Genomic DNA, 25915 nt, shown 5'->3' on the forward strand with positions numbered 1-25915 from the left:
TGTTAGTCCCGTAATGGTATGGCCTTTTAAAGGCCACTTACGAAATAGGGTATTTAAGTTATTTCCCGCTTAGACTTGTTGCAAACAAGATTATCCAACTCCTGGAAGCGGGAGTCTTACAGCACCTTATATGCAGGATAAAGAATTGGTCTATTTAGCGGTAGATTTAAAAAGCGAACATCTTTAAACATGCAGAGTAAGAGAGAGCATTCGTTTTGATATATTATGATGGAGGAAGTTTTAAACCGTAAAAGAGGCTGGGACATAACTAAAACAGCTGATTAAAAAAACGAACAAAAAATCGCAATTGTGTATACGCAAGTTTTAGCGTAGTCAAAATATGTAGACTCCTGGGGACAGCGCGAGCTGATCCCGCAGGAAAGCGGTTTTTGCTTTCCGAGGAAGCTGAGGAGACCTGCGGAAAGCGAAGTATTTTGACATAGCGGTGATAGAAATTTTTTAATGCAAATAAGCCGAACAACGATAAATGGATTGTTCGGCTTTTGCTATATAGTAATTGCTTATGTCCCAGTCTCTTCATGGTTAAATTAATATTTAATAGCAAATATATTTTTTTGAAATGTTTTTGGATAAGTGGTTACGGTAGACGCTTGATTGCTTGAGTTTCTTGCTTATTTTCATTTACGTTTTGCAAGGATGAATGTGTCATATTAGCTACCTTCATCCTATGCAGTGCGACGAGCCATAAACCAATCATAAATGGTACTAAAGCAATGATCCAATTACTGGAAACAACGGTTAGAATATAATGATACGTCCCGTGTAATAAATATGGGATTAAGAAAGCAAAGAAGATGTTTCGCCGTTTATGAGCAGAAAAGATTTTTGCCTTCCCAAAATAATAGCCCATTATGACTCCAAATAAAGCATGTGAAGATACTGGAAAGAATGCACGTATAAAAGCATAGTTGATTCCGTTAGTAAATAAATATAAAATATTTTCCAATGTGGCAAAGCCAAGACTAATAGCGACTGCATATACAATTCCATCGTAATGTGCATCAAATTCAGAATGGTGATAAATAGCGTACATAAAAATAAACCATTTAAAAAATTCTTCCAATAAACCTACAAGCAAAAATGATTCCATCACAGGACTGTTAACAATACTTTCAGCTTGAAAAACATACTGAATAAACATGATAGGGAAAACTAATAACATTCCTAAAATAAAGTTGCGAGCAATTAAGGTTAATGGTTCAGTAAAACGATCTTTTAGATAAAAGAATGACATTAATGCTAAAGCTGGCGCAACACCAGCTGATAATATAGAAAACATAGCTCCCTATCCTTTCCCAAGACGAAACGTTGCAAGTCAAATAAACAGTTTAAATGGATGATAATATCTCTTGAACTGGCAAAATAATAGCTAAAAGGACGAATGGAAACTCAACCTACAAATTCAATGCCTTATAATTCCCTATTGCTAAATAAAATGGCGAGGTATGAATTTCATGTTTGTCATCTGAAAAATCTAAAGTTGGATGGACATTTGCCTAGTTTGGATTAAACAATGCGGCTATATCTTTGTGTTCGCTCGCTAAACCAACGATTAATTTCATACGTGCCTTTTTACTGTCGTAATCTCTGCCTAAAATGACGCCAGCCTGTTTTAAATCAAAAGTACTTCCCTTATAATCATATGTTGTGTACACTTCACCTTCAACTGCAGATGTTGTAATAACGACGGTAATCCCAGATTCAACGCAGCGTCTAATTTCAGACATCATTCCTGGCGTGACCTGACCTCTGCCAACACCTTCTAAAATAATGCCGTCCACATTTGCTTCCCTTGCCGCTCTTATATATTTATCGTCTGCATTCATATAACATTTGATGATATCGACCTCAGGTAATGGTGCGGTTAATTCATAATATTCATTTTCCAGTGGTTTTTGAAATATATGCACAGCTTCATTATCAATAATTCCTAAATAACCGAAACCGAACGAATTAAATCCTTGCACATTGGAAGCATGCTCTTTTTTTACATAACGTGAATGGAATATTCGTTCATTGAAGACTACTACAACTCCAACATGGTATAAATCTTTACAGCATGCAGCTAAAACCGCATGCTTAATGTTAATAAAAGCATCTGTCCCAACTTCACCAGGTGAACGTTGTGAGCCAGTAAATACAATTGGTTTTTCGTGACTGGTAATAAGATTCATAAAATAAGAGGATTCTTCTAACGTGTCAGTGCCTTGGGTAACGACAACTCCAGAAACTTGGTCATCCATTAAGTACGCATCGATTCGCTCTTTCAACGCTAATAAATCATCAAACGTAAGATGCATGCTGGCTTTTTGGAGCATGGATTCAACCTGCACGTCAATATGTGCAGGAATATCACAATAATTTACAATTTCCTCCCCAGAAATGACACCGGATTCCAATAGTCCTGTATCTGCCTTTTTTTTACTTGCGATTGTGCCACCAGTAGCAATTAAGACCACTTTTTCATTCTTCATAAGGCACCACCTACAATCTTTGTATTTTTGCTGTTTTTAACCTCAATTAATAGTCTAATAGTATCATTTTAAAGATGTTACTTACAAGAAAACACCTCATTATTTTTTGCGTGGCAATGGATTGCTAAAGCTTCGTTTTTCCAAATGCTAGTTTATTTTTGCTGCAATAGAACGGGCAATGGCTTCACCATGAAATCGACCATTTTCGATAAAAATTTTATTATTATTAAAACCAGCTGCAACAACTCCAGCTATATATACACCAGCTATATTCGTTTCATACGTTGTTTCATCGTAATTAGGTTCCCCTGTTGCTTGATTCACTTTTACCCCAATAGATGTTAACAATGAAAAATCAGGATGATAACCCGTCATTGCAAATACGTAGTCATTTGGTAGCGTGTATTTTTTTTGACCAATTTTATAAATTAATGCCTCATTTGTAATTTCACAAACCTCAGCATGAAAGATCATCTTAACTTTTTCTTTTCGTACAAGTGAATCAAATTCTGGTAATATCCATGGCTTAATACTTTCAGAATACTTACTACCTCGGTAAAGCACCGTAACGTTAGCACCAGCTTTGTGTAGTTCCATTGCTGCATCCACAGCTGAATTTTTCCCGCCAATAACTGCGACATCTTTACGAAAATATGGATGACCTTCCTTAAAGTAATGCGATACTTTCTCCAGCTCTTCTCCAGGTATATCCATCATATTTGGTTGACCATAATATCCTGTAGCTATTACGACTTGTTGTGCAACGTATTCTTGTTTTGTCGTAATGACGCGAAATTCATCACCCATTTGTTCTACCTTTATCACTTGTTCAAATGTACGAATTCTCAATTGCTTACGTTCAGCCACGGCACGATAATAGGAAAGCGCCTGGTTGCGTACTGGTTTATGTTGTTCTGTAATAAATGCGACATCTCCAATTTCTAACTTATCACTGGAGCTAAAAAAAGTTTGGTGGGTTGGATAATGATAAATCGCATCTACGATATTCCCTTTTTCAATAATTAACGGTTGTATCCCTACATTTTGCAATTCGATAGCAGCAGACATTCCACAAGGTCCTCCACCAACGACAATTACTTTTTCTTGTTGCATACATATTACCCTTCTTTCTCTTTCAAAAGTTCTTGATCCTTTGTCTCCTGTTCATAAACGATTTAGGACAAAGCGAATGCATCTTCAGCTTATAAATGGCTAACCCATGCGTATGTATTCTTCTCTTGTTTCATTTGTGGATTTGAAACAAGTAAGGATGGTTACTTATTTTTGAAGCACTCCTCCCACTTTGATGGCGGATATATTTTTTGATCGCCAACGTCTTTTTCCACACACGTATAGAGAAAAAACTCTTATCTAACTATACAAGATAAGAGTTTTTTCGTCATTTGTCACGCTTATAATCTCTCTTTAAACCCAGCCGCGGAATCTGGAAGCTTCAGCCATTTTGCGAACACCGATCATATAAGCAGCCAAACGCATATCAACACGTCTTGTTTCTGCTGTATTATAAATCGAGTTAAAGGCTTTAATCATTGTTTCATGCAGCTTTTCATCTATTTCTTCTTCCGACCAATAATAGCCTTGATTATTTTGTACCCATTCAAAATAGGATACAGTAACGCCTCCGGCAGAAGCTAATACATCTGGTACTAATAGGATGCCGCGTTCGGTTAAAATTTTTGTTCCTTCCATCGTTGTTGGCCCGTTCGCAGCTTCAACTACAATGCTTGCTTTAATATTATGAGCATTCTCTTCAGTAATTTGATTTTCAACAGCTGCTGGTACGAGAATATCACAATCCATTTCCAATAACTCTTGGTTTGTTATTGTGTTGTTGAACAGTTTGGTTACGGTTCCAAAGCTGTCCCTACGATCTAATAAATAATCAATATCTAGTCCATCTGAATCGTAAAGCGCACCGTAAGCATCCGATATCCCTACTACTTTAGCACCTGCATCGTACAAAAATTTAGACAGGAAGCTTCCGGCATTCCCAAACCCTTGGACGATTACTCTTGCTCCTTTTACATCAAGACCTCTCTTTTTCGCAGCCTCATTAATACAAATTGTGACACCTTTCGCAGTTGCAGATTCCCTTCCATGTGATCCACCAAGTACAATTGGTTTTCCAGTGATGAAGCCAGGACTATTAAATTCATCAATACGGCTATATTCGTCCATCATCCAAGCCATAATTTGCGAATTTGTAAACACATCTGGTGCTGGTATGTCTTTTGTCGGCCCGACAATTTGGCTGATCGCTCGTACATATCCTCTACTAAGCCCTTCTAGCTCACGGAACGACATTTCACGAGGATCACACACAATACCACCTTTTCCGCCGCCATATGGCAGATTAACAATGCCTGCTTTCAAGCTCATCCAGATAGATAATGCTTTCACTTCTTTTTCAGTCACATCTGGATGAAATCTTACGCCACCTTTGGTTGGTCCAACTGCATCATTATGCTGGGCACGATATCCAGTAAATACTTTAATGGAACCGTCGTCCATCCGAACTGGAATACGAACTGTCATCATTCGAACTGGATCTTTAAATAGTTCAAAGACTTCATCAGGGTAACCCAGTTTCTCCAATGCAGTTTTTACAACAGCTCGTGTTGAACTTAATACATCCATTTTTTCATTTACTTCTTTGGTAGAATCTGCTGCGTTATCGGCTACCATGAATTTACCTCCTAGAATATCTATAAATAATTTATGGACAGAGGATGTTCAAAGCTTAGGAAAAAGGCGATGGCACATTTTTAGAAACGACCGATTTGAAACGTCTTTTCTATATCCATCTGCATTTTTATCATAACCCTTACCATATAGGTATTCGGTTCTTTTTCCACTTTATTGAACATACACTAATAGCTGTACTCAGACATTAGTATACACTTTCACTGTAAATATGCAATAAAATTACTCGTATTTTCTACTTTTGGAATAATAATGATTGAAAACGTAGAAGCATTTGTCTGAAAACAGCGATTTGTTCCAATAGTTATCGTAACATTTTATGCTATATGGTGCTAGTCAATATGCTCTTTAAGTCATAAAATTTTGCACTTGTTTAAGTATGCCGCGATTAAGAAAGATGAAACTGTATCTTTTTTCGAACACTAGTTGTGAAATAACGCTTGAATTTGTTTTACTGCCTCCGAAGAGAAAAGCAACTTTCCATACTCTTGTAAACGGTAAGTAGTAACAATGCTCGGGTTAGCATACTCAGACAAAACTGCGATAACATCCTCCCGATTGGCACCATTCAACTCCGTATCACTTAATAACATATAATAATAAGGATCCATATAGTATATTTTCCCACCCGTAATATTCATGGAATCTAAATACGGAGTCACACCAATAATAGCTTCAAAATCATAAAAAGAAAATAGCAACTTTTTATTTTCGTCCAGTGTGACCTTCATTTCAACAAAATCATCGTCAAAATCTACATCTTCATACTTCTGTGTTACAATAATATGCATTCCTTGGGCTTGCATTAAATGAACTTGTACAAGCAGTGCCCCTTCCAGCTCAAAGCCCAATTCCGAACTAGCTTCATACATCATATCACTAAATAGTTTTCGGACACCTGACCCATCATACCATAAATCGTCCTTTGTAAAACCTCGCTCAATTAAGTCATCAAATGTCAAAAAAATCGTAAACTGGTCGTTAGACACTCTTTCAATTCGCATTACTGTAACCTCCTTTAACATGCATAAAGTGACTCTTCAATCAGTGGCGTTTTTCATCCCTCAATGATTGATAGTATCATTAGAAAAACTTAGCTTGTCGCCAAGTCTTATGGCGGAAGCCTTTGTTTTTCTTATACTATAAACCAAAAAAATTTTATACTTTCCTATAGTAGAACAAAGGCTCGGGGCGCCCGTTTAGCAACGTAGCGAATGGAACGAATCAACTAAAGATTTAGGAATCATGCCACTAAAAACAGGGGTATGCCGACGCCTGAGCGGCAAGCCCGTTTTTAGTCGGCCTTCCCCTTAGCGACGAACCGATGATGACTTATCGTAGGGCGCATTTCTAAAGTCGCATCGTTGCTGGGCTCATGCGCTGGACGTGACTATTCGGTTATTTCATTATCCATAAGCACCTAAGTTTATACTTTCTTATTCTTCAAGGGTATGACCTAAAGGTCCCTGAAAAAATCGGGAATTTAGACCGCATCTCCCACTTAGGCTTTTACTAGCACCCTTGATTCTTGGAGTGGGGAGTTTTACGGCGCCTTGCATTCGGATAAGCAGAAACTAAAACTTTATCTACAAGCTTTTTTTAATACTCTTTTTATACTATATGCTGTAGAAGTTATTGTTGAACATGTTTCATCTACATTTACCCGCATCTAAAGCGCCTAAATTTCCTACTTAAATAAGGCTTGCAGCTTCAGCAAGGATGTAACTATTATTCGTTTTCAGCAGTTAAGTAGGCAAATTGAGGAGTCCATACAAACTCAAAACCAACCTAGCTTTTTCAAAGAAAAGGATTACTCCGCCCTAGCGGTTTATCGGTGATCTGCAAATTCACCTCTATTTTAGCACTGCTAGACAGATCCCGCTGAAGTTTCAATTTTATGATTAAAATTCCAGCTTTTTTCACGGATAATTAACAGAACATTTTCTGTATAGATAAAACTAAAATGAGGTGCCTGATAGCAACTCCTCGCCAATGAAAAAATAAGCTCCAGCGATGATTAGCACGAGAAGGAGTATGATAAACAGTAATCTCTGTAAAGGATGTCCTATTTTTAATCGAGTTGATTGCTTCTTGTGACGATGAACTTCTTTTCTTGGTGGTAAATTTAAAATATCCGTATCCATCTCTAAATCTTTATCGTCACGTTCTTGTTCATCGGCACTGTTTTCAGTTTCACTTACTTCCTGTACCATTTGTCGCAATTGTGTTGCTTGATCGTTTAACTGATTATCCTTACTCATCGTACCCACACCTCTCTTTTAAAGCGGATGAAAAAACCTAATAAAACATCGACGATAAAATGCGCAGTAATAGTTACCGCTAAATTATTGGTTATATGAAAAAGGTAACCTAAGTAAAAACTAACCAACAATATGGAAACAAGTAATACCGGCTTTTTTAAGTAGCGAAAGTGAATAAGTGCAAATAGTATACTCGCCACCCAATATCCGTAAGTAGATTGAATCACACCCCGAAACAACATTTCCTCCGTTACAGCAACTAAAAATGAAATGGAAATGATAAACCAAATGGGCTGGTTTGCAAACAACTTTTCATTTATTCCATCATCGTCATAATATTTAGCTGGTAAGGTATAGGTTAGAAGCAAATCAATAGAAACAATAATAAACCCTGGCAATATCCCATAAAAAATGATGTCCTTGGAATTCCAATGAAACAATTGCTGCCACTGCTCAAGAAAGGAATCAAACAACAAGAAACTTCCAACAAAGCTCAGAACCATGAGAAAAAACTGAGAAATAAACATTTGCTTCCGTAATTCTTGAATATCCATTCTTTTAATATAATCGCTCTGTTTCATAAATAGCTCCAATAAGTAATTTCTGTTTTAGCTTTTCCTGCCAAGAATAGTTCATACTATCTGGCGCTTGCTTTTGTGGTGGATTCCAGTTTTCCCATGAAAATCCACAGTTACTGCAGCATTGAAATGTGGCAGGATGATACGAAAGCTGAAACTCTTTATATAAATGTTTCCTTAAACAATCTGTTTGATGGACCCAGTTTAGCACATGAGTCAATTTAGTCTGTTTTATTTTGTTTCTTTCTACAATATAGGAATCAATCTGCTGATACACTTTTTTCCAAGTCTCAGAATGATAATAAATCTGATTTTGCTTGATGATACCATGCTTTTCAAAATGATACCGGATAAAGCGCCATTGGATCTCAGAAATGTTTAACTGCTGGGTCATTTCCTCTTCCTGTAAAGGCAAACGTTTCTCTTGATCATACCATAACTTCAGCTGCTGGAATATCGTAACCAGTTCATGTTTTTCTGGAAGTTCACGACTGATTATAAACTTTGGCAACTGTATATCTTTATTACAGTATAGTAAAAGACTGACGCTTGCTGCTCCATCCCTCCCCGCTCTGCCAACTTCCTGAATATAACTTTCCATCTGCGTGGTTAAATGATAATGAATAATTAATCGAATATCTGGTTTGTTGATTCCCATACCGAAAGCACTTGTACAACAAACAACATCGATTTGATCGCTCATAAATTGCTGCTGAATGGAAATGCGATCATGCTGCTCCATGCCTCCATGATACACTGCAATCCGCCGATTCAGTTTACCAGCTAAAGTTACAGCAACTTCCTCCGCCTTTTGGCGACTGGAAAAATAAATTAATGATGGAACACGGTATGTTTGTAAAATCTCCGTTAAAATGATTACTTTTTCTTGTTCTACTTCTACTTTTTGAATACAAAACGCAATATTTGTCCGATCAATTGGATAAATATGTTTCGTAAACGGTAATCCTCCTAATGAATCAATAATATCCGTTTGTACTTTAGGGGTCGCCGTGGCACTAAGAGCTAATATTGGCGGATAATTACAATGCGCAATAATTTGCTTTAGACGCATATAGTCAGGTCTGAATTCATGACCCCATTGAGAAATACAGTGCGCTTCATCAATAACAAATAAGCGTACATGTAGTGTTTTCAGCCTACTTTGAAACATTTCCTGTTGCAGCAATTCAGGAGAAACATATATTAATTGATATGTATGTAACGATTGCAGCACCTGTTCCCGTTCTTTTCGATCCATAAAACTGTTAATTGCTGTTACTCGCTTCCAACGCTTTGCTTTTAATTGCTTCACTTGATCCATCATTAAGGAAATAAGCGGTGATACAACAATGGTTATTCCATCTAGTAACATTGCTGGTAATTGATAGCACACAGACTTTCCAGATCCAGTTGGCAATACACCTAAGACATTTTCCCCTGTTAAAATATCATCAATGATTTCTAGTTGTCCTTGACGAAAAGAATCATAACCAAAGTAATCAGTTAATTTCTGTTTTAAATAGTCAACATGGTGCTGCATATTAACCGCCTACTTTCTGCGTATTTGTTAACATCGTTAAAACTAGGCGAATGTGAAAATAGGAAATATGCTCTGGTACTTTTTCTTTTATTAGCTTGAGCTTATATGTGTTCACTTCGTTAAAAGCACGGATAATGATCTTTTGATCCGACCGGGGCACATAAGCATCAATTGGAAACTGTGAATCATATAATGCAATTTCAACCAAATGATCGTAAATTGTATTCATTCTTAACTTTCTATAATCAGCAATTGCTTCCACAGTAAGACCGTCACGCAACAGATGGTATGTTGTTAATGCAGATGCAGTCACATGAGGGGTTTCGGCTTCTGGTATTATTCCATTTAAAACCGGATAGGCATGCTTATTTTGATTTATGATATCGATCATGCGGTGCAAGCAAGCGGTTATCGTTAGCTCAACATCAATCATTGTAAGAAAATAACTATTTGCCAGCTGATGGATACTCTTCCCATAATTATCATAGCTTGTTAGGCGATCGACAAAAATTTCTGCCATTAGAGCAGGAAACGTTTGTAATAATCGTTGTAATTCAGTATGTAATTGAATTAAAAAGGCTGAGGTATCCATTTTTATTCGCTGGTAAGCTTTCTTTACCCATTTTTCGATTGCTTGATTTTCAACTACAGGAATGAATTGGAATTGATTCATATGTACATTTGTAACTGTTTGAATAAGCAATTTTAATCGCTCCCAAAACACAATACTGCTATACCCATATTGTAAACCAAAGAAATAGGAAAGAGGAAATTCTGTCTTGTAATCGTCTAACCACTTCATGCCATCAGGTGTTATCAGGTAAGATTCTTCATTAGAATTTGCTGCTTGAATCAGTTGGTCTTTTTTTAAGGCATTACTTACTTTATGAAAATAAGATTTTGAAAGCTTGGGGTAAATAGAATAAAATTGTTTTAAGTCATACATATGGATATCCTGTACCGTTTGAATCGATTTCCTACCTGATATAACATGATAGGTTGCTGAAATCGATCTTTCACCTTGTAACCCATGTATACAGCTTAAGATAACTCCTTCTAAAATCACTCCATCTCATCCCCATTCATTGCAAATCATACTGCCTGCCTAATTAAAGATGATCAAAGCGTATTACTCGCGGTTCATAGCATATACGAAGTCTCTCAGGAAATATTGCTTCTAACAGGCAGGCCAAAAACTTCTATAAAATAAAGTTTACTATATTATAGCATTTACCAACTATTACAGCATTGAATTTTTATTTTCTCAAGTATAAACTAAAAGATGTACAACTGTCAGTAATATACGTTACTAAATCGACTGATATTTGCGCATTGCTTGAAGAAACTACAGCCACATACTACAAAGGAGTTCTGTAAATGTGTTATTATACAAAAATTGATAGAGAAACATGTATTGCTTGTGGAGCTTGTGGTATAGCAGCCCCAGACCTATATGATTATGACGATGAATGTATTGCTTTTTTTGTTAAAGATCATAATCAAGGCATTACACCAATTAAGGATACATCCGTCGATGCAATGCTAGCTGCTTATGAAGAATGTCCAACCGGTTCTGTCCAAATTTCCAAACAACCGTTTCATCAGTCAGAGAATGTTAAATAAAGTCAATGGAACATGATTGTAAAAATCTTCTGAGCTTTTACATAGATGCAAGCAAGCTAATTAGTTAATTGGTTAGTTTTACTTTAAAATGTTGCTCGTTTCTATGCAGCTTATTCCTTACTGAACGCCCTTAACCGAACTGTATCTAACAAAAAAGCTTGCAAAAATCGCTGGGACTCTTTGCAAGCTGTAAACGTATCAGTCGTTATTATTAATAGGAAAACGGTACGAAGCATATTTCTTTATTAAGTATGTAATTAGCGGGTAAAACATAAGCATAAACACGGCATTACCGATCGCATGATTCGTATCAAATGGTAAACCGCTTATGTAATAAGGCCAAAATGAACCGGTTATTTGGTAAGTCGTTAATGAAATGATAAACCCATAAAAATAACCCGTAAAAATAGAAAATATAACCAAAAACAGAAATGGAGTACGTGGAAATATTTTCCCAATCCAACCACTGATGGCTCCAATCATTCCCCATGAAATCATCTGCCATATCGTCCAAATCCCCATTCCAAGTAGCATATTGGAAACAAGAACAACAATTACCGTTAATAATAATGCACTAACTGGTCCTAATATCACACCAGCAATAATGATGATTGCTGTAACTGGCTGCACATTAGGAAGAAATGCAAACCAATATCTTCCTATAACGGCAAGTGCAGCTAGTATCGCAATTAGAGTCAGTTTATACGTATTCATTCACAAGGTCATTCCCAAGCCTGGAAATCAAAAACTACTTTGTCACCCGGCTTTAATTTATATTCAGCAGCGCCAACATTTGGCATCTCGCCATTCACCGTATAAATCCAGCCTTTTTTCTCTCCATCCTTTGCAGACAAGCGTTCAATAGAAGTAATAAATTCTCCGTTTTGTTCTGTTTCAATGTAAAAATTTTCTTCCATTACCTCCATTAAAATAGCGCCTTCTTCAATCGGGATTTCCTTTTCATGTAAATATTCGGCTCCATCGTCCTTCGATATTGTGATCAATACCGTTTCATCGGCTTGTTCTTCTTGTGCTTCTTGATTTTCAGAAGGTTGATTGTTTTTTGTATCCGTATTGCCAGCTTCATCGGTTCCGCATCCTGCTAAGAGCGCAATGGCGATGAAAAATGCCCCGAAGCGAAATAACCATTGTTTCATATTATACATCCTTTCTGATTTCATTTATTACGTTTTTATCTCTTGTAATATGCTATAATACTTTAAATGCTTAAAACAAAATCTAAGTATATGTCGATTATAGGAGGCGTTGCAACATGATGCCTGCGATCTAAGTTATTCTACTTCTGTAGCAGGAGATAAAAGAAAACTCCTACTCAAGCAATTTTACTTTATCATATCATAAAGTAAATTTTCAATAAGTAAGTGGTTTTCATTCATTCCCCACTCATTATTAGTACCGTAATGGTATAACCTAAAGATCGATTACGAATAGGGCATTTAGGTGCTGTTATCTCCCACTTAGACTTGTTGCAGTACAGATTATCCTACTCCGGAAGTCGGAGTCTTACAACGCCTTATATGCGGGATAACATGGAAGCACTTTTAAAGAGAAATTTCGTTATCCTCCCATGCCTCTGTCTTGGAAAGCAAACACTACTGTCCTTAAATAGGATAAACTATTGTTTAAATTACAATTGCAGCCTACTTTTCTTCCCATTGTTTCGGTATGCGAAAATTAAATGCTGTCCCCTGGTTGAGCTTACTATTGACATTGATCGTCCCTTGGTGCGCATCAATAATATTCTTGGCGATGGCCAACCCTAAACCAGTCCCTTTTTTCTGCTTATCTCTCGTTCTTGATTTATCAGCTTTATAAAAACGCTCAAATACAAATGGCAGATCTTCTTCCGGAATACCACTTCCGCTATCTTGAATTTCCACATAAAATGCTTCGTTATCATTCGTTACTTTAATATTTACATAACCATCCTTACTCGTGTGTCGGATTGCATTATCGATCAGATTCGTAAAGACTTGCTCTATGCGGTCTGGATCGAATGTTGCAGTAGGTTCTAAAATGGTTTTATCTAGATGTAACGAGATATTATTATCGTTGGCAAGCCCTTGAAATTTCTTGTGAATTCTTTCGACATAAGGTCCAACCTTGACTTCTTCTCTACGCAAATGAATATGACCAGCTTCCATCCGTGCTAAGTCCAATAGTTCATTAACTAATCGACCCATTCGCAGTGATTCTTCATGAATGATTTGTGCTAATTCATTTTTTTCTGCTTTTGATTCTGCAATATCATCGACAATTGCTTCACTATAGCCTTGAAGCATGGAAATTGGAGTACGCAACTCATGAGATACATTGGCAATAAAATCTTCCCGTAACTTGTCCATTCGTCTTTCTTCTGTCATATCTCTTATTACAGCTACAGCACCGCGAACATAGGATTGATCGTATAATGGAGTCATAACCATAACCCAATTTCTTCCTTGTAAACTAAGTTCGTGCATGGCTTCTGTTTCCCCATCGATGACTTCTTGTAAAATTGTTTTTAATTCAGATGGCAATTGTCTTTCATCTGCACGATAAGGGAGATTATTTTCATAATACCAATCTTCAATAAAGCGATCTGCTGGAGCATTCGTTACAATCATATCACCTGAACGGTTTAATGTAATAACCCCATCAGCCATAGAACTGACAATACTGGATAGCTGTTCCTTTTCTTGTCTTAGTGCATTTAAATGGAACTTTAACTGTCTTCCCATACGATTAAAGGCTAGCGCTAACTCTCCTATTTCATCATGCGTCAAAATAGGAACTTTTGTGTTAAATTCCCCTCTGGCCAAATCGAAAGCAGCCTCTCTCATTTTAATAAGTGGAGAGGTAATCCTCGTGGACAAGAAAAATGCAAAAATAGTTGTTAACACAATCGCAATTCCAGCTGCGAGAAAAATAATTTTAGTTGTTTCTGCTTTCGTTTTGTCAATAACATTTAATGATTGATAGACATAAATAGCTCCATCTTGGTGCTTCATTGGCACTCCAACAATCATCGCTTCTCGTTCGCTGCCTGGTAACCTCATTTGTTTTTGAACTTGAACATTATTGGTGAGCACAGATGAAAGCCCCTCTTGCTCCAACCAATCTATTTTCAACTTGGATAATTGCTCATCTTCACTGTCAGAAACCCATAAGTCCCCATTGCCAGAAACAATCGCTACTCGACTAGCTGGGTCTTTTACGCTCTCGGTTGTTTCTTCAATTAGTTTTTTTTCGTCATGTGCATCAGCATGTGTATTAACGAGCATCGATACTTTTTCAGCAGTTTGTAACATATCCTGCTCCGCTTCCTGAATATGGAAATCTTCAAAAAACTGTAAAAGCAAAATAGTTAAAATAAATAACACGAAAGAAACTAGCAATAGAATGGTTATTGCTAGTTTACCAACTACACTTCGCCAAAACATCAGTCTTCATCCACCTCAAACTTATAACCAACACCCCATACCGTCACAATCATTTTTGCTGCTTCCTGAGATACTTGGTTCAATTTTTCACGAAGTCTTTTAACATGGGTGTCAACTGTCCGTAAATCTCCAAAAAATTCGTATTGCCATACTTCTTTTAATAAATGCTCACGATTAAATACTTTATCCGGAGATTTAGCTAAAAAGCATAATAACTCATATTCCTTTGGTGTTAAGCTCACTTCTTCCCCATCAGCAGTTACACGATGTGCGTCATGATCAATGGTTAAGTGAGGAAAAACCAACACATTTTTCGCTGTCGTATCCGTTTCCTGAAATGTAGCACTGGATACGCGACGAAGTAAAGCCTTTACACGCAAAACGACCTCTCGAGGACTAAAAGGCTTCACAATATAATCATCGGCTCCGATTTCAAAGCCTTGTACACGGTTAGCTTCTTCGCCTTTTGCTGTTAGCATAATAACCGGCGTATCTTTTTCTTTTCGCAGTTCTTGGCAAACCTCCACACCATCCATCTCCGGCATCATGATGTCCAGTAGAATCACATCGTAGTGATTTTCCAAGGCAAGTGTTAATGCTTCTCTTCCATTTTCAGCTTCTTCAACGAGAAAACCATCTCGTTCCATATACATACGTATTAGTCTGCGAATTCTTTCTTCATCGTCCACCACTAATACTTTTGACTCTTTATCCATATTCGTTCCCCCTTGTAACCTAACCTGCCTATTAAGAGTATAAACTAAGTTTTATAAAATGTATAAAGAAAACTTAGATATTGAAAGGATAGACCATTTACAATTTGTCTAGCATAGATGTCACTACTCCATTAAAAAACCTTTTCCCGCATAAAGTGAATCTTCCATCAGTGGGATTTTCATTCTTCTTCCCCAGCTTGTTAGTACCGTAATGGCATGACCTAAAGGCCTCTCATACGAAATAAGGCATTTAGGTGCTGTTATCTCCCCCTTAGACTTGCTGCTGTACGGATATTTAACTCCTGAAGCGGGGGTCTTACAGCACGTTATATACAGGATAAAAGAAAAGACACCACTATAAACTATAATGATGCCTTGCGATTTTCAAAGACTAAGCATATGAGTGTAAACCTGCCAATACAAGGTTTACAACAATTAAATTAAACATGATTATCGCAAAACCTATAGCAGCAAGCCAGGCAGATTTTTCTCCGTGCCACCCTCTCGAAAGGCGTAAATGTAAGAAGGCTGCATAGAAAAACCATGTAATCAAAGCCCATACTTCTTTCGGGTCCCAGCCCCAAAATCTTCCCCAAGCTTCTTCTGCCCAAATAGAGGCAAAAATAAGACCACCTAACGTAAATAAAGGAAAACCGATCGCTACAGAGCGATATGTAATTTCATCCAACAAATCTGGTCTTGTTTTCTGAAGCAATGGCTGAATCGTAGCACCAAGTCTTTTTCGAAATACAAGTCTTAATAGGAGGTAAAGACCTGTTCCAAAAATGATCGACCATAGTAATGTATTAAATTTTCGTCCTGCATCTGCACCATGCATCCATTCAGGTATTTCAAACCATGGTTGCATTACATCTTCCGTTAATAACGTTCCGTCCGTTGGCGCAGCAATTGGCGGCATGTGATATTCCGTTTCTACTATTCCTTCTCTGGCATTATTAGGATACTCAAACACGGCTTGATAATTCATGACATTAAATAGCGTTGTTGCTAGAATAAATCCGACAAAGAGAATTAATGAATACAATGTAATCTCCAGCCAAGTAGTCCGTTTGGTCGTTTTTGTTTGGTCAATTTGGCGAATTAAATAAATTAATCCTGCCACAAAGCTAATGGTTAAAATTCCTTGCGATAAAGATACGGTAGTAACATGAATGTATAACCAGTGACTTTGCAGTGATGGAACTAAAGGAGCTACTTCCGTTGGAAACATGCTGGCATACGCAATAATAATTAAGGCAACTGGTAATGCAAAAAGACCTAATATGGTCACTTTATAAATAAAATACAAGATAATAAATCCTAGTACCGTTGCCATTCCAAAGAAAGTCATATATTCAAACAAATTACTGACAGGAGCATGCCCACTTCCCATCCACCTGGTAATAAAATACCCTAATTGGGTGATAAAACCGATGATGGTTAACGTAATTCCTATTTTAGCAGCTTTCCCATCAGACTTTCTCTTACTTCCAATTGTAAACGAAAAAAATAAAGTTGCAACTAAGTAAAGTAAAAATGCAGTATATAAAAGCGTACTACTTAATTCGATTAAGTTATTCATGAAACCCCTCCTAATGAACTGAAACTTCAATCAGTGGGAGTTCTTTCTCCCCCACTGATTGAGCCAAAATCGCAGACGTCACGTTATCGCGCCTCCTACGACCTACAACATACACGCCAAAACGGGCATCTGCATGCCGTTCTTTCCTACTTCGCCCTCTTTGTTCTACTTCAGGCTCCCTCAAATAGGAGTCTCTCTACTGTCCCTTACATGCGGATATGCCACAACTATCTATTTATCCAATTCTTGCTGATCCGTTACCATCTGAATATTTGTCCCGTCAATCATTTTTTCAATATCACGTTTAACACCATGCCAGTTTTTATTCGTATGGGCAGCTAACAAAATCCCACCGTCTTGAGGGCGGATCCAGATTCTGCGATGGTGCCAGTACATCCCCTGAATAACACCAATCATAAAGATGATAGCGCCGACAATAAAGTATGGCAGTGAATAATCCCGACGCACACTTAATCCACTAACATCACGCATCTCAAAGTTTGTAATACCTACTTTATAATCGTTTTCGCCAGTCGCGTCGATATTCTTGCCAATCCCTAAAAAGCTAATTTCTGGTTCACTTCCATCAGGTGGGTAAACCATCATCACAAACGCTGGATTTCTTGGATAATCCGTCTCTGAAGCTGGTTCCCCCTTATCATCCAAGTAATAATCAGGATAATAGTTATTAATTTCTACTTTAAATCCACTTTCTAACTCATATTCGGACTTAGGTGAAGTAAAATCAATTGTAAATTCCCCCAGTGATTGTTCATCGGCATCATCGGTTTCATGAATTTTAAATGACATACTGGAAAATTCATTTTGCTGATAACCTCGCTGATAAACTACATAATTGTCAAATTTAATTGGTTCGTTTAACCGAATACTCCCTTCCTCTATCTTTTTCAACTCAGGTTCGGCACCAGTCACTTCAGGTTCCATTGCTTTATAAATAACAGCATTTGTTTGATAATTGCTAGCTACTGGTACCCCTTCCTTCGCTAAGGCATCTTTAAATTTTTCATCTTCAGGATCATAATTTTCTAAAATAAAATCTTTATTCTCAATGTAATACTGCTGATTCGTTCCAGGGAGAACTTGCTTCTCTCCTTCACGTATCCAGACGTACTCCTCCATGTAAAAAACAGAGGTTTGTCTTAAAAGGGCGGCAAGCAAAATAATAATTAATCCAATATGATTGACATATGGCCCCCACCTTGAAAATCTGCCCTTTTCAGCAAGGATATGCCCATCTTCTTCGGTTATATTATATCTTTGCTTCTTTAATCTTTGTTTTACAGTTTCCATATCTTCGTCACTAACATGCTCTGTTTTACTAAACAATCTTTGCCTTTGCAAAAAGGTTGCATGTCGTTTTGCTTTTTGCTTGCGTAACGCGCGAAATAAGGGAACGAAGCGATCTAGACTGCAAATTACTAGTGATATACCAATTAAAGCAATTAAAATCATATACCACCAAGAACTGTATAAGTTATGAAAACCTAATTGATAGAATATTTGTCCCAAAATTCCGTAACGCTCTTCGTAAAAAATAGCTGGATCTCTGGAAACTGCATCTGCTGGTATGTATTGTTCCTGCGGGAAGATTGATCCAATAGCAGAAGCAATAAGAGCAATGACGATGAGCCAAACCCCTACTTTAACAGAGGAGAAAAAGCTCCAAATCTTATCGACAATCGACTTATTATACGTTTGCGAGCGCCGAGCAGTACCGTCATACCGCATATTTAAAAGCTTCTTCTTATCATTCCCATCAATATGCTGGTTTTCTTCAATTGGTTTCCCACACGATTCACAAAGTACGGTACCTTCTGGGTTCACATGGCCGCATTCACATTTAATTTTCTTCATTTCATACCCCTTCCCATTACAAAAAGACATTTACTGTGGTGATATCTTTTGCAGATAACCATCTAATCGTTCTAAGCTTAATGCTCCATTTACTACCTCCACAATTTTACCTTGCGGATCGATAAATACTGTACTTGGAATAGGGCCAACTTTATACAAATCTCTAACTTGACTATCTCTATCATGAGGGATCGGGAAAGTCAAGTCATACTTATCAATGAAACGGTCTACAACTAGTTCTGTAGAGTCTAGACTAACAGCAACAATTTCTACCCCTTTTTCTTTATATTTAGGATACAATTTTTGCATATAAGGCATCTCTTCTTCACATGGTTTGCACCAAGTTCCCCAGAAGTTAAGCATTACCCCTTTTCCTTCTAGATCACTTAAACGAACCGTTTCCCGATCATTGTATTTATTAATTTGCTCCAGTTGAAAATCAGGAGCATCGTCTCCAACATCATAGATAATCTTATCATCCTGTAGGTTTTGTACGACTGCAAATACAACTGCCCCAACCAATACAAGTAAAATCAATGACCGAAATATAAAGCGATTTCGTTTTTTATTCTTTTTTTTCCTTTTCATTTCTTCTAAACTCATCATGAATCAACTCCCAGAGCCATTATATCATTTTGGAAGAATGGAAATTTTGACTATTATTCAACAATTTCGCTCTGCTAATTGTCGCATTTGTTTTACTTCCTTTGGAGTTAATGGGCGGTATTCTCCCGGTCTTAAACCATCTAATGTCAGTAAGCCGTATTTCTCACGTTTTAATTTCAAAACCGGGTAGCCAAGGGCCTCCATCATTCGACGTACATGCCTGTTCTTTCCTTCTCTTAAAGTTAATTGCAAAATAGTATGATTCTTCTTTTTATCCGTTTCTAGGATGCGATAATGGACTGCTTTTAAAATATCCTGTTCTGAACGAACCCCTTTACGAAGTTGTGCTAACTCTGCTTTTTCCGGAATTCCTTTTATTTTAGCAACATACTCTTTATCTACCTGGTAACGTGGGTGCATAAGTAAATTAGCAAATTCTCCGTCATTGGTTATAACGAGTATACCTGATGTATCATAGTCCAATCTTCCAACTGGGAAGACACGTTCTTCTACTTCGCCAAGCAGATCGGTAATTACTTTTCTTCCTTTATCATCTTTTAAGCTAGTAATAACGCCACGTGGCTTGTACAACAAATAATAAACTGGTGCTTCTTTTTCCAACGGGACACCGTCTACTTCAATGGTATCATCAGGTTTGACTTTGGTCCCTAGGGTTGTAACAACCTTATGGTTTACTTTCACTTTTCCATCTAAAATGAGTTGCTCTGCTTTTCTCCTTGATGTCACGCCACTTTGGGCAATTACTTTTTGTAGTCTCTCATGCGTGTTTGTCATTTTATCACCATTACCTTTATAGTTCAAAATATCGTAAAGCTTCTATCCTAAGCGGTAGCCAGAAAACAATGAATGTAACCGCCACTTTGCTTTGTTGTTTTGCATTGGAATATCAATTATACTATACGGATAAATGACATAGATAACAAATCTTACGCATTTATTCTGTATACGCATGCTTGATTTTCCCCTTTTTAGTCAACGATCACCTACCCATCTTATCAAGTATAAACATGTTGAACAACTAGTACTGTCACAGATAACTATCAATTACCCAAATTCGTTATCATTTATCCCGCATGAAAAGTACCGTTAAAAACCCACCTCAAGAATGAAGGGCGATACTAAAATTCCATATGGGGGAAAATGGAATTTCAATGCCCGATTCGTTAGACAGGTAAGTTCAGTCAGAGAGGTTTATAAGGAACAAAGGCTCGGGGAGCCCGTTTAGCAACGTAGCGAATAGAACGCATACAATAAAAAATGCCCTACATTTCGTAGGACTTTTTAAAGGGAACTACTTTCGCACTCTCATAAAGTCAAAGGGTTATCCAAATAAAAGCGAAACAATTACAATCGAAGCAATAATCCCCATTAGATCTGCCAACAAGCCAACTTTTAGTGCATATCGCATTTTCTTAATTCCAATAGCTCCAAAATATATCGTTAAAATATAGAGCGTAGTGTCAGTACTACCTTGCATGACAGACGCAAGCCTTCCGATGAAGGAATCCGGTCCATATGTATGGATTAACTCCGTTGTCATTCCCAATGCAGCTGTACCGGATATTGGTCTTACTAAAGCAAGCGGGATAATATCAGGCGGAACTCCAATCGTTGTCAAAATAGGACCTAATAAATCAGTAAAGGCCTCTAACGCTCCAGAACTGCGTAATATCGTAATTGCTACAATCATGCCGACTAAAAAAGGAAGCAAAGAAAAGGCCATTTTTACTCCCTCCTTACCTCCTTCCACAAATACCTCATATGCTGGGACTTTTTTTATCGTTGCCGTGACTAAAACAATTAAAATAAAACAAGGAACCAGCCAAGCACTAATCATGGTTACCAGTTCCATTTATGACGCCCCCCATTTACTTCTATGATAAAAAATCCGATCAATAATAATTGCGCTAATTGTTGATATAAGCGTCGCCAGTATGGTTGCACCAACGATTTCAGTAGGTGATGCGGATTGATATTGCATACGGATGGCGATTACTGTCGTTGGAATAATCGTTAAGCTTGAGGTATTTAAAGCTAAAAACGTGATCATCGACCTGGACGCTGTTTCACTGCCACTCAACTGTTTCATCTGCTCCATTGCCTTAATGCCCATTGGAGTTGCTGCGTTTCCCAAACCAAATATGTTTGCCGTTACATTAGAAAGAATATACCCAATAGCTGGATGATCTTTGGGAATTTCCGGAAACAGCTTTATAATAAGTGGACGAAACAGTTTTGCTAAAACAGCTAGAATACCTGCTTTTTCAGCGACTTTCATAATGCCCAGCCAAAATACGAGCACACTAATCAATCCAATCGACAAAGTAACTGCTTCACTTGCACTGGAGAAAATAGCTTCATTAACCTGATCCATTGTTCCATTGAGCATTGCATAAATGATACCAATTGCTGCCATAGATACCCAAATGATATTTACCATAAAACATCAACTCCGGAAATATGCTGAAATAATTGATAAACTTTCTCCATGAAAGGTGTATTATCATCCGACTTTATTTGTTCTTTTAATACATTTGTTTCCGCAATTGGTTTCCCATTTAAATAAAATACATTTTTTCCAATCCTTTTCTCTTTGGTAGAATCTTTTTTAATCAATAATTGACTGGATACATCATCCTTTTCCTGTTGGCTTAAAGGATATTTCACCTCTTTCTCTAAGTATCCTGAATACACTTCATTACTTTCATCTAGACGATAAGAAATGGTTTTTTGCTTCGTCAATGTTTCTAATTCATACTGCTCAAAACCCCATTCAAACATGGCAATATGATCTCGCCAATCATCAGGAGCATCTAACGTAACCGCGATTAATTCCAGATTATCTTTTGCAGCTGTGGAGACTAACGTTCTCCCTGTTTTTTTAGTGTAGCCCGTCTTTCCTCCAGTACAATGGTTATAATATTTAGTTAACAGCTTGTTTTTATTTTGCCATGAATATGTACGATTCTCTGCTAAATAAGATGTAGCACCAGTTATTTCTCGAAAAGTAGGATTATCCATGGCGTAACGCATGAGGACAGCCATGTCATATGCGGTTGAATAATGACCTGCTTCATCAAGTCCGTGTGGATTAGCAAAGTGCGTATCGTTCATTCCGAGCCACCTTGCTTTTTCATTCATCAAGTAAACAAAGCCTGCTTCACTTCCTCCCACATGTTCACTTATTGCTACAGCTGCATCATTTCCTGACCGCAACATTAATCCATATACAAGGTCTTCTACCTTCATTTCCTCCCCTTCCTCTAAATAAATGGATGATCCCTCTGTATAGATTGCTTTGCGACTCGCTTTTGCTTTTTCCGCCATTTTACCGGATTCAATCGCAATAATAGCAGTCATTATTTTAGTAATACTGGCAATGTTAGCTTTCGAATAAGCCTGCTTTTCAAATAGCACACGTCCTGTTGTTTGTTCCATCAGAACTGCATTATTAGCAGATACTTGAGGAGTGGCTTGTCCTTTAATCGGAAAAAAAATCATCAACAGGATTGTTGTAAAAATGGCAACTAATACAGATCGCATAACCCTGGTTCCTCCCAATCGTGGTCTCTTTACAATCTATGCATGTCCTATAAAGTTATGCTAAAAACAATTTGCAGACAAAACACGAACGCTCATGACTAATAGCTCTACCTATGTGCCTATCGTAAAACGAAGTTGGTTCACGTTTTTCGTTTATTTCTCCATCTAATTTCAATTTAGAAAGGCGCAGGAAAATAGGACAGAATGGTTGCTCCTGTCCTTGCCAAGAGGAATTCTTCTATTTTCATGTTTGTTAATATCCGTCCCATCGCAGCTGAGATGCACGCTTGTAGCGATCATTAACATCTTGCCAATTAACCACATTCCACCAATTATCGATATAGGCTTTTTTATCTGTTTTATACTGCAAATAATAAGCATGCTCCCACACGTCCAGGACAAGTAATGGGATGATATCTGCTATTTGAAATAGCTGGTGTTTTTCAAAAGACTGAACTCCCAACATACCGCTTCTTGGATTCCAATAGAGAACAGCCCAACCATCCCCTTCAACTGAATTAGCGGTATTGGTAAATAATGTCTTAAAGCGTTGCCACGATCCAAAGTCATGCTCCATTTTAGTTCGTAATTCTCCGTGAGGCTGTTTACTTGAACGTGGGGTCATATTAAACCAAAAAATAGTGTGTAACTGATGGCCCGATCCATGAAAAGCTTGTTCACGCAACCAATACTTTAAATATTTATCATCTGTATTCTTGCCGTATAATGCTTTCTCAGCTTTGTTTAACCCATCTACGTATGATTGATGGTGCTTGTTATGATGTAAACGCATAATTTCTTCACTTATATAAGGCTCTAAAGCATTATACGCATAAGGTAAAGGCGGTAGCTTTCGCTTACCGTAAGCAATCGGTTGCTTTGAGCTACGATTTTGACTCCATTCATCCAAGAACTGTTCGCCTTCATTTCGTAGTTCCATTAGCTGCTCATATGCAATGGGTTGATTAGAATGAAGTATATTTCTCAACCTATGCTGCCAATTTTCCAACTGCTCGATTACCTGTTCTTGGTTTATCCCTCTCTCTTCCACCAGTTTATTTCTAACCTCATCTCCCCAGTGAATTAATTGTTGGACATATCCGTTTTCAAAATGTCTCATGTTATCACCTCTTTGTAGCATATGCCCAGGTACCCAGTATGTGATTGTAGAGATAAATTTACTGCGCTAATTATTTGGCTGCACTTTATTCCAGGAATTTGAAGACAATGAACAATGGTGCGGGGCGCCCGTTTAGCATCGTAGCGAATGGAATGAATCAACGGAAATAAGGTGAAATAAAGGAATCATGCCTCAAAACAGGGGTATGCGACGTCGGTCTTCCTCTTAGCGACGCACCGATGAGGCCTTATCGTAGGGCGCATTTCTAAAGTCGTATAGTTGCTGGGCTCATGCGCCGAACGTGACGATTCGGTTATTTCGTTATCCACAAGCACCTAATTTTATCGTTTCCTATAAATTAAAAAAGCTGGCTATTTTACAGCCAACTCGTTTATAAAGGGTCTTCACTTAACTGCTCGTTAAAGCGTTCAAAAAATAAATCTGCTTCAGATTCCAATTCCTCATCATTTGTATCTGGTAAAGGAGGTAAGTCATCCAAAGATGTTAAGCCAAAATAAGTTAAAAACTCTTTTGATGTAGCAAAAAGAATCGGTTTTCCAACAGTATCTTTCCTCCCTACCTCTTCAATCAGAAGTCGAGATAAAAGTGTTTGTACAGGACGGTCGCTTTTCACCCCGCGAATTTCTTCAATTTCTGTACGTGTAATCGGTTGGTTATAAGCGATAATAGCAAGTGTCTCTAACGCTGCCTGAGACATTCTCGTTGCCTGAGGCGTTTCCAATAATTTTTTGTAATATGAACTATGCTCTGGTCTAGTAGTCAAATGAAATACTTCGTGTGCCTGCATGATTCGAATACCCCGGTCTGTATTTTCATATTCCTGCTTCAGTTCATCCAAGACAAGTTCCACGGTTGCTTCTGTCACTTCCAAAACATCCGATAATTGTTTCACTGTTATCCCTTCATTGCCAGAGGCAAATAGCAGACCTTCCACAATTGCTTTTAATTTATTTATTTCCACCTTTATTCCCCCATGCTAAACACGTATAATTCTGTTAATTGTTTTTCTTGTTTACAATAAACTTGATTTTTTTTCATTAACTCTAATAATGCGATAAATGTTACTACGATATGTGAGCGTGACGGCACTGCAAATAAGTGATCAAACAAAATTCCTTCTTTAGCTAATTTTACCTTCTGCAGTACTTCATCCATCCTTTGTTCAATCGGGATTTCAGACCTTTCAATTTTTGTTTCTAAAGGTGCATCCCATTTCTTACGTTCAAACATTTTACGTAATGCTGCTAACATGTCATAAATAGATGTCTCTCCTTGCAGCACCTGTGGGGGTGGAGTAATACTTTCATCAAATGACACGGGTTCTCTTGTATAAATTTGATTTGCTTCTTTTTCTATCAACTTTAATTGCATAGCGGCTTCTTTGTATTTTCGATACTCAATTAAGCGTTGCATGAGATCTTCTCGAGGATCCTCTATATATTCCTCTGTTTCTTCATTTAATTCAGGTTTTGGTAACAGCATTTGACTTTTTATTTCTACTAAGGTAGCTGCCATAACTAAGTATTCACTAGCGATATTCAACTCTAGCCGTTTCATTGTGTGAATGTAATGCATATACTGCTCCGTAATTTGCGCTACCGGTATATCGTAAATATCAATTTCATATTGATTAATTAAATGGAGTAATAAATCAAGCGGGCCTTCAAAGGCGTCCAACTTCACCTGATAAGCTTGCAATTTATTTCCTCCTTTCCTCAATTTTATCGTATTAATTACAAACGCCTATACACGATTTTAACTTCTAAC

The 25915-nt window shown here is 37.4% G+C and carries 24 protein-coding genes; 1 reads left to right on the plus strand and 23 read right to left on the minus strand.

The features are described 5' to 3' along the window. Positions 1-598: 598 nt before the first annotated feature. The 9 genes from prsW to BKP57_RS00330 all read right to left on the minus strand — a co-directional run bounded on the left by prsW (position 599) and on the right by BKP57_RS00330 (position 10664). Entirely contained in the window at positions 599-1300 is a 702-nt protein-coding gene (gene prsW / locus BKP57_RS00290) for a glutamic-type intramembrane protease PrsW (protein WP_050352965.1), read from the minus strand. Between the two features lie 217 nt (positions 1301-1517). Then, positions 1518-2495 carry an asparaginase gene (locus tag BKP57_RS00295; RefSeq protein ID WP_050352966.1) on the minus strand — a complete coding sequence of 326 codons (978 nt, stop codon included), beginning with the start codon at positions 2493-2495 and terminating at the stop codon, positions 1518-1520. Between the two features lie 147 nt (positions 2496-2642). Next, positions 2643-3608: a YpdA family putative bacillithiol disulfide reductase gene (locus BKP57_RS00300; RefSeq protein ID WP_050352967.1), complete on the minus strand. Its 966-nt coding sequence runs from the start codon at positions 3606-3608 to the stop codon at positions 2643-2645. 312 nt (positions 3609-3920) lie between these two features. Then, positions 3921-5201 (minus strand): Glu/Leu/Phe/Val family dehydrogenase, encoded by a 1281-nt coding sequence (locus BKP57_RS00305; RefSeq protein WP_050352968.1) that lies wholly within the window; start codon positions 5199-5201, stop codon positions 3921-3923. 440 nt (positions 5202-5641) lie between these two features. After that, positions 5642-6223, minus strand: a complete 582-nt coding sequence (locus BKP57_RS00310) for a genetic competence negative regulator (RefSeq protein ID WP_050352969.1) — start codon at positions 6221-6223, stop codon at positions 5642-5644. 954 nt (positions 6224-7177) lie between these two features. Beyond that, positions 7178-7480 (minus strand): hypothetical protein, encoded by a 303-nt coding sequence (locus tag BKP57_RS00315; protein ID WP_050352970.1) that lies wholly within the window; start codon positions 7478-7480, stop codon positions 7178-7180. Beyond that, positions 7477-8061 carry a CPBP family intramembrane glutamic endopeptidase gene (locus BKP57_RS00320; protein ID WP_050352971.1) on the minus strand — a complete coding sequence of 195 codons (585 nt, stop codon included), beginning with the start codon at positions 8059-8061 and terminating at the stop codon, positions 7477-7479. Before BKP57_RS00320 ends, BKP57_RS00315 begins: the two co-directional genes overlap by 4 nt. Further along, complete coding sequence (locus tag BKP57_RS00325) at positions 8039-9598, minus strand: RecQ family ATP-dependent DNA helicase (protein WP_050352972.1); 1560 nt, start codon at positions 9596-9598, stop codon at positions 8039-8041. Before BKP57_RS00325 ends, BKP57_RS00320 begins: the two co-directional genes overlap by 23 nt. 1 nt (position 9599) lies before the next feature. Continuing rightward, a complete protein-coding gene (locus tag BKP57_RS00330) occupies positions 9600-10664 on the minus strand; it encodes a YpbB family protein (RefSeq protein WP_050352973.1) in 1065 nt (354 codons plus the stop codon). A gap of 311 nt (positions 10665-10975) precedes the next feature. Between BKP57_RS00330 and BKP57_RS00335 the strand changes: the two genes are divergently transcribed. Continuing rightward, positions 10976-11221, plus strand: a complete 246-nt coding sequence (locus BKP57_RS00335) for a ferredoxin (RefSeq protein WP_050352974.1) — start codon at positions 10976-10978, stop codon at positions 11219-11221. Between the two features lie 198 nt (positions 11222-11419). Here BKP57_RS00335 and BKP57_RS00340 read toward each other — a convergent pair whose 3' ends face one another. From BKP57_RS00340 to BKP57_RS00405, 14 genes are all read right to left on the minus strand, one after another. After that, a complete protein-coding gene (locus tag BKP57_RS00340; RefSeq protein WP_050352975.1) occupies positions 11420-11935 on the minus strand; it encodes an ECF transporter S component in 516 nt (171 codons plus the stop codon). A gap of 8 nt (positions 11936-11943) precedes the next feature. Then, positions 11944-12378, minus strand: coding sequence for a DUF4430 domain-containing protein (locus BKP57_RS00345; RefSeq protein ID WP_050352976.1), 435 nt, complete (start codon positions 12376-12378; stop codon positions 11944-11946). 504 nt (positions 12379-12882) lie between these two features. Beyond that, positions 12883-14664, minus strand: coding sequence for an ATP-binding protein (locus BKP57_RS00350; protein WP_050352977.1), 1782 nt, complete (start codon positions 14662-14664; stop codon positions 12883-12885). Further along, positions 14664-15380 (minus strand): response regulator transcription factor, encoded by a 717-nt coding sequence (locus BKP57_RS00355; protein ID WP_050352978.1) that lies wholly within the window; start codon positions 15378-15380, stop codon positions 14664-14666. The genes BKP57_RS00350 and BKP57_RS00355 overlap by 1 nt, the downstream gene beginning before the upstream one ends. 391 nt (positions 15381-15771) lie before the next feature. Further along, positions 15772-16962, minus strand: a complete 1191-nt coding sequence (gene ccsB, locus BKP57_RS00360; protein ID WP_050352979.1) for a c-type cytochrome biogenesis protein CcsB — start codon at positions 16960-16962, stop codon at positions 15772-15774. A gap of 231 nt (positions 16963-17193) precedes the next feature. Further along, positions 17194-18837 (minus strand): cytochrome c biogenesis protein ResB, encoded by a 1644-nt coding sequence (resB, locus tag BKP57_RS00365; protein WP_072740864.1) that lies wholly within the window; start codon positions 18835-18837, stop codon positions 17194-17196. Positions 18838-18867: 30 nt separating this feature from the next. Beyond that, positions 18868-19440: a thiol-disulfide oxidoreductase ResA gene (gene resA, locus BKP57_RS00370; protein WP_050353546.1), complete on the minus strand. Its 573-nt coding sequence runs from the start codon at positions 19438-19440 to the stop codon at positions 18868-18870. Positions 19441-19500: 60 nt separating this feature from the next. After that, entirely contained in the window at positions 19501-20238 is a 738-nt protein-coding gene (locus BKP57_RS00375) for a pseudouridine synthase (RefSeq protein WP_050353547.1), read from the minus strand. A 547-nt stretch (positions 20239-20785) separates the two neighbouring features. Then, positions 20786-21301, minus strand: a complete 516-nt coding sequence (locus BKP57_RS00380) for a spore maturation protein (protein ID WP_373688057.1) — start codon at positions 21299-21301, stop codon at positions 20786-20788. Between the two features lie 15 nt (positions 21302-21316). Next, positions 21317-21904 carry a nucleoside recognition domain-containing protein gene (locus BKP57_RS00385; protein WP_050352982.1) on the minus strand — a complete coding sequence of 196 codons (588 nt, stop codon included), beginning with the start codon at positions 21902-21904 and terminating at the stop codon, positions 21317-21319. Then, entirely contained in the window at positions 21898-23007 is a 1110-nt protein-coding gene (locus BKP57_RS00390; RefSeq protein ID WP_072740865.1) for a D-alanyl-D-alanine carboxypeptidase family protein, read from the minus strand. The genes BKP57_RS00385 and BKP57_RS00390 overlap by 7 nt, the downstream gene beginning before the upstream one ends. Positions 23008-23260: 253 nt before the next feature. Continuing rightward, on the minus strand, positions 23261-24127 hold the full coding sequence (locus tag BKP57_RS00395; protein ID WP_072740866.1) for a superoxide dismutase: 867 nt from the start codon (positions 24125-24127) through the stop codon (positions 23261-23263). Positions 24128-24518: 391 nt separating this feature from the next. After that, complete coding sequence (gene scpB / locus BKP57_RS00400) at positions 24519-25109, minus strand: SMC-Scp complex subunit ScpB (protein WP_050352985.1); 591 nt, start codon at positions 25107-25109, stop codon at positions 24519-24521. Between the two features lie 2 nt (positions 25110-25111). After that, on the minus strand, positions 25112-25846 hold the full coding sequence (locus tag BKP57_RS00405; RefSeq protein WP_050352986.1) for a segregation/condensation protein A: 735 nt from the start codon (positions 25844-25846) through the stop codon (positions 25112-25114). Positions 25847-25915: the final 69 nt, after the last annotated feature.

This window comes from Virgibacillus sp. 6R (assembly GCF_001895305.1).
GTDB classification, from domain to species: Bacteria; Bacillota; Bacilli; order Bacillales; family Amphibacillaceae; genus Virgibacillus; species Virgibacillus pantothenticus.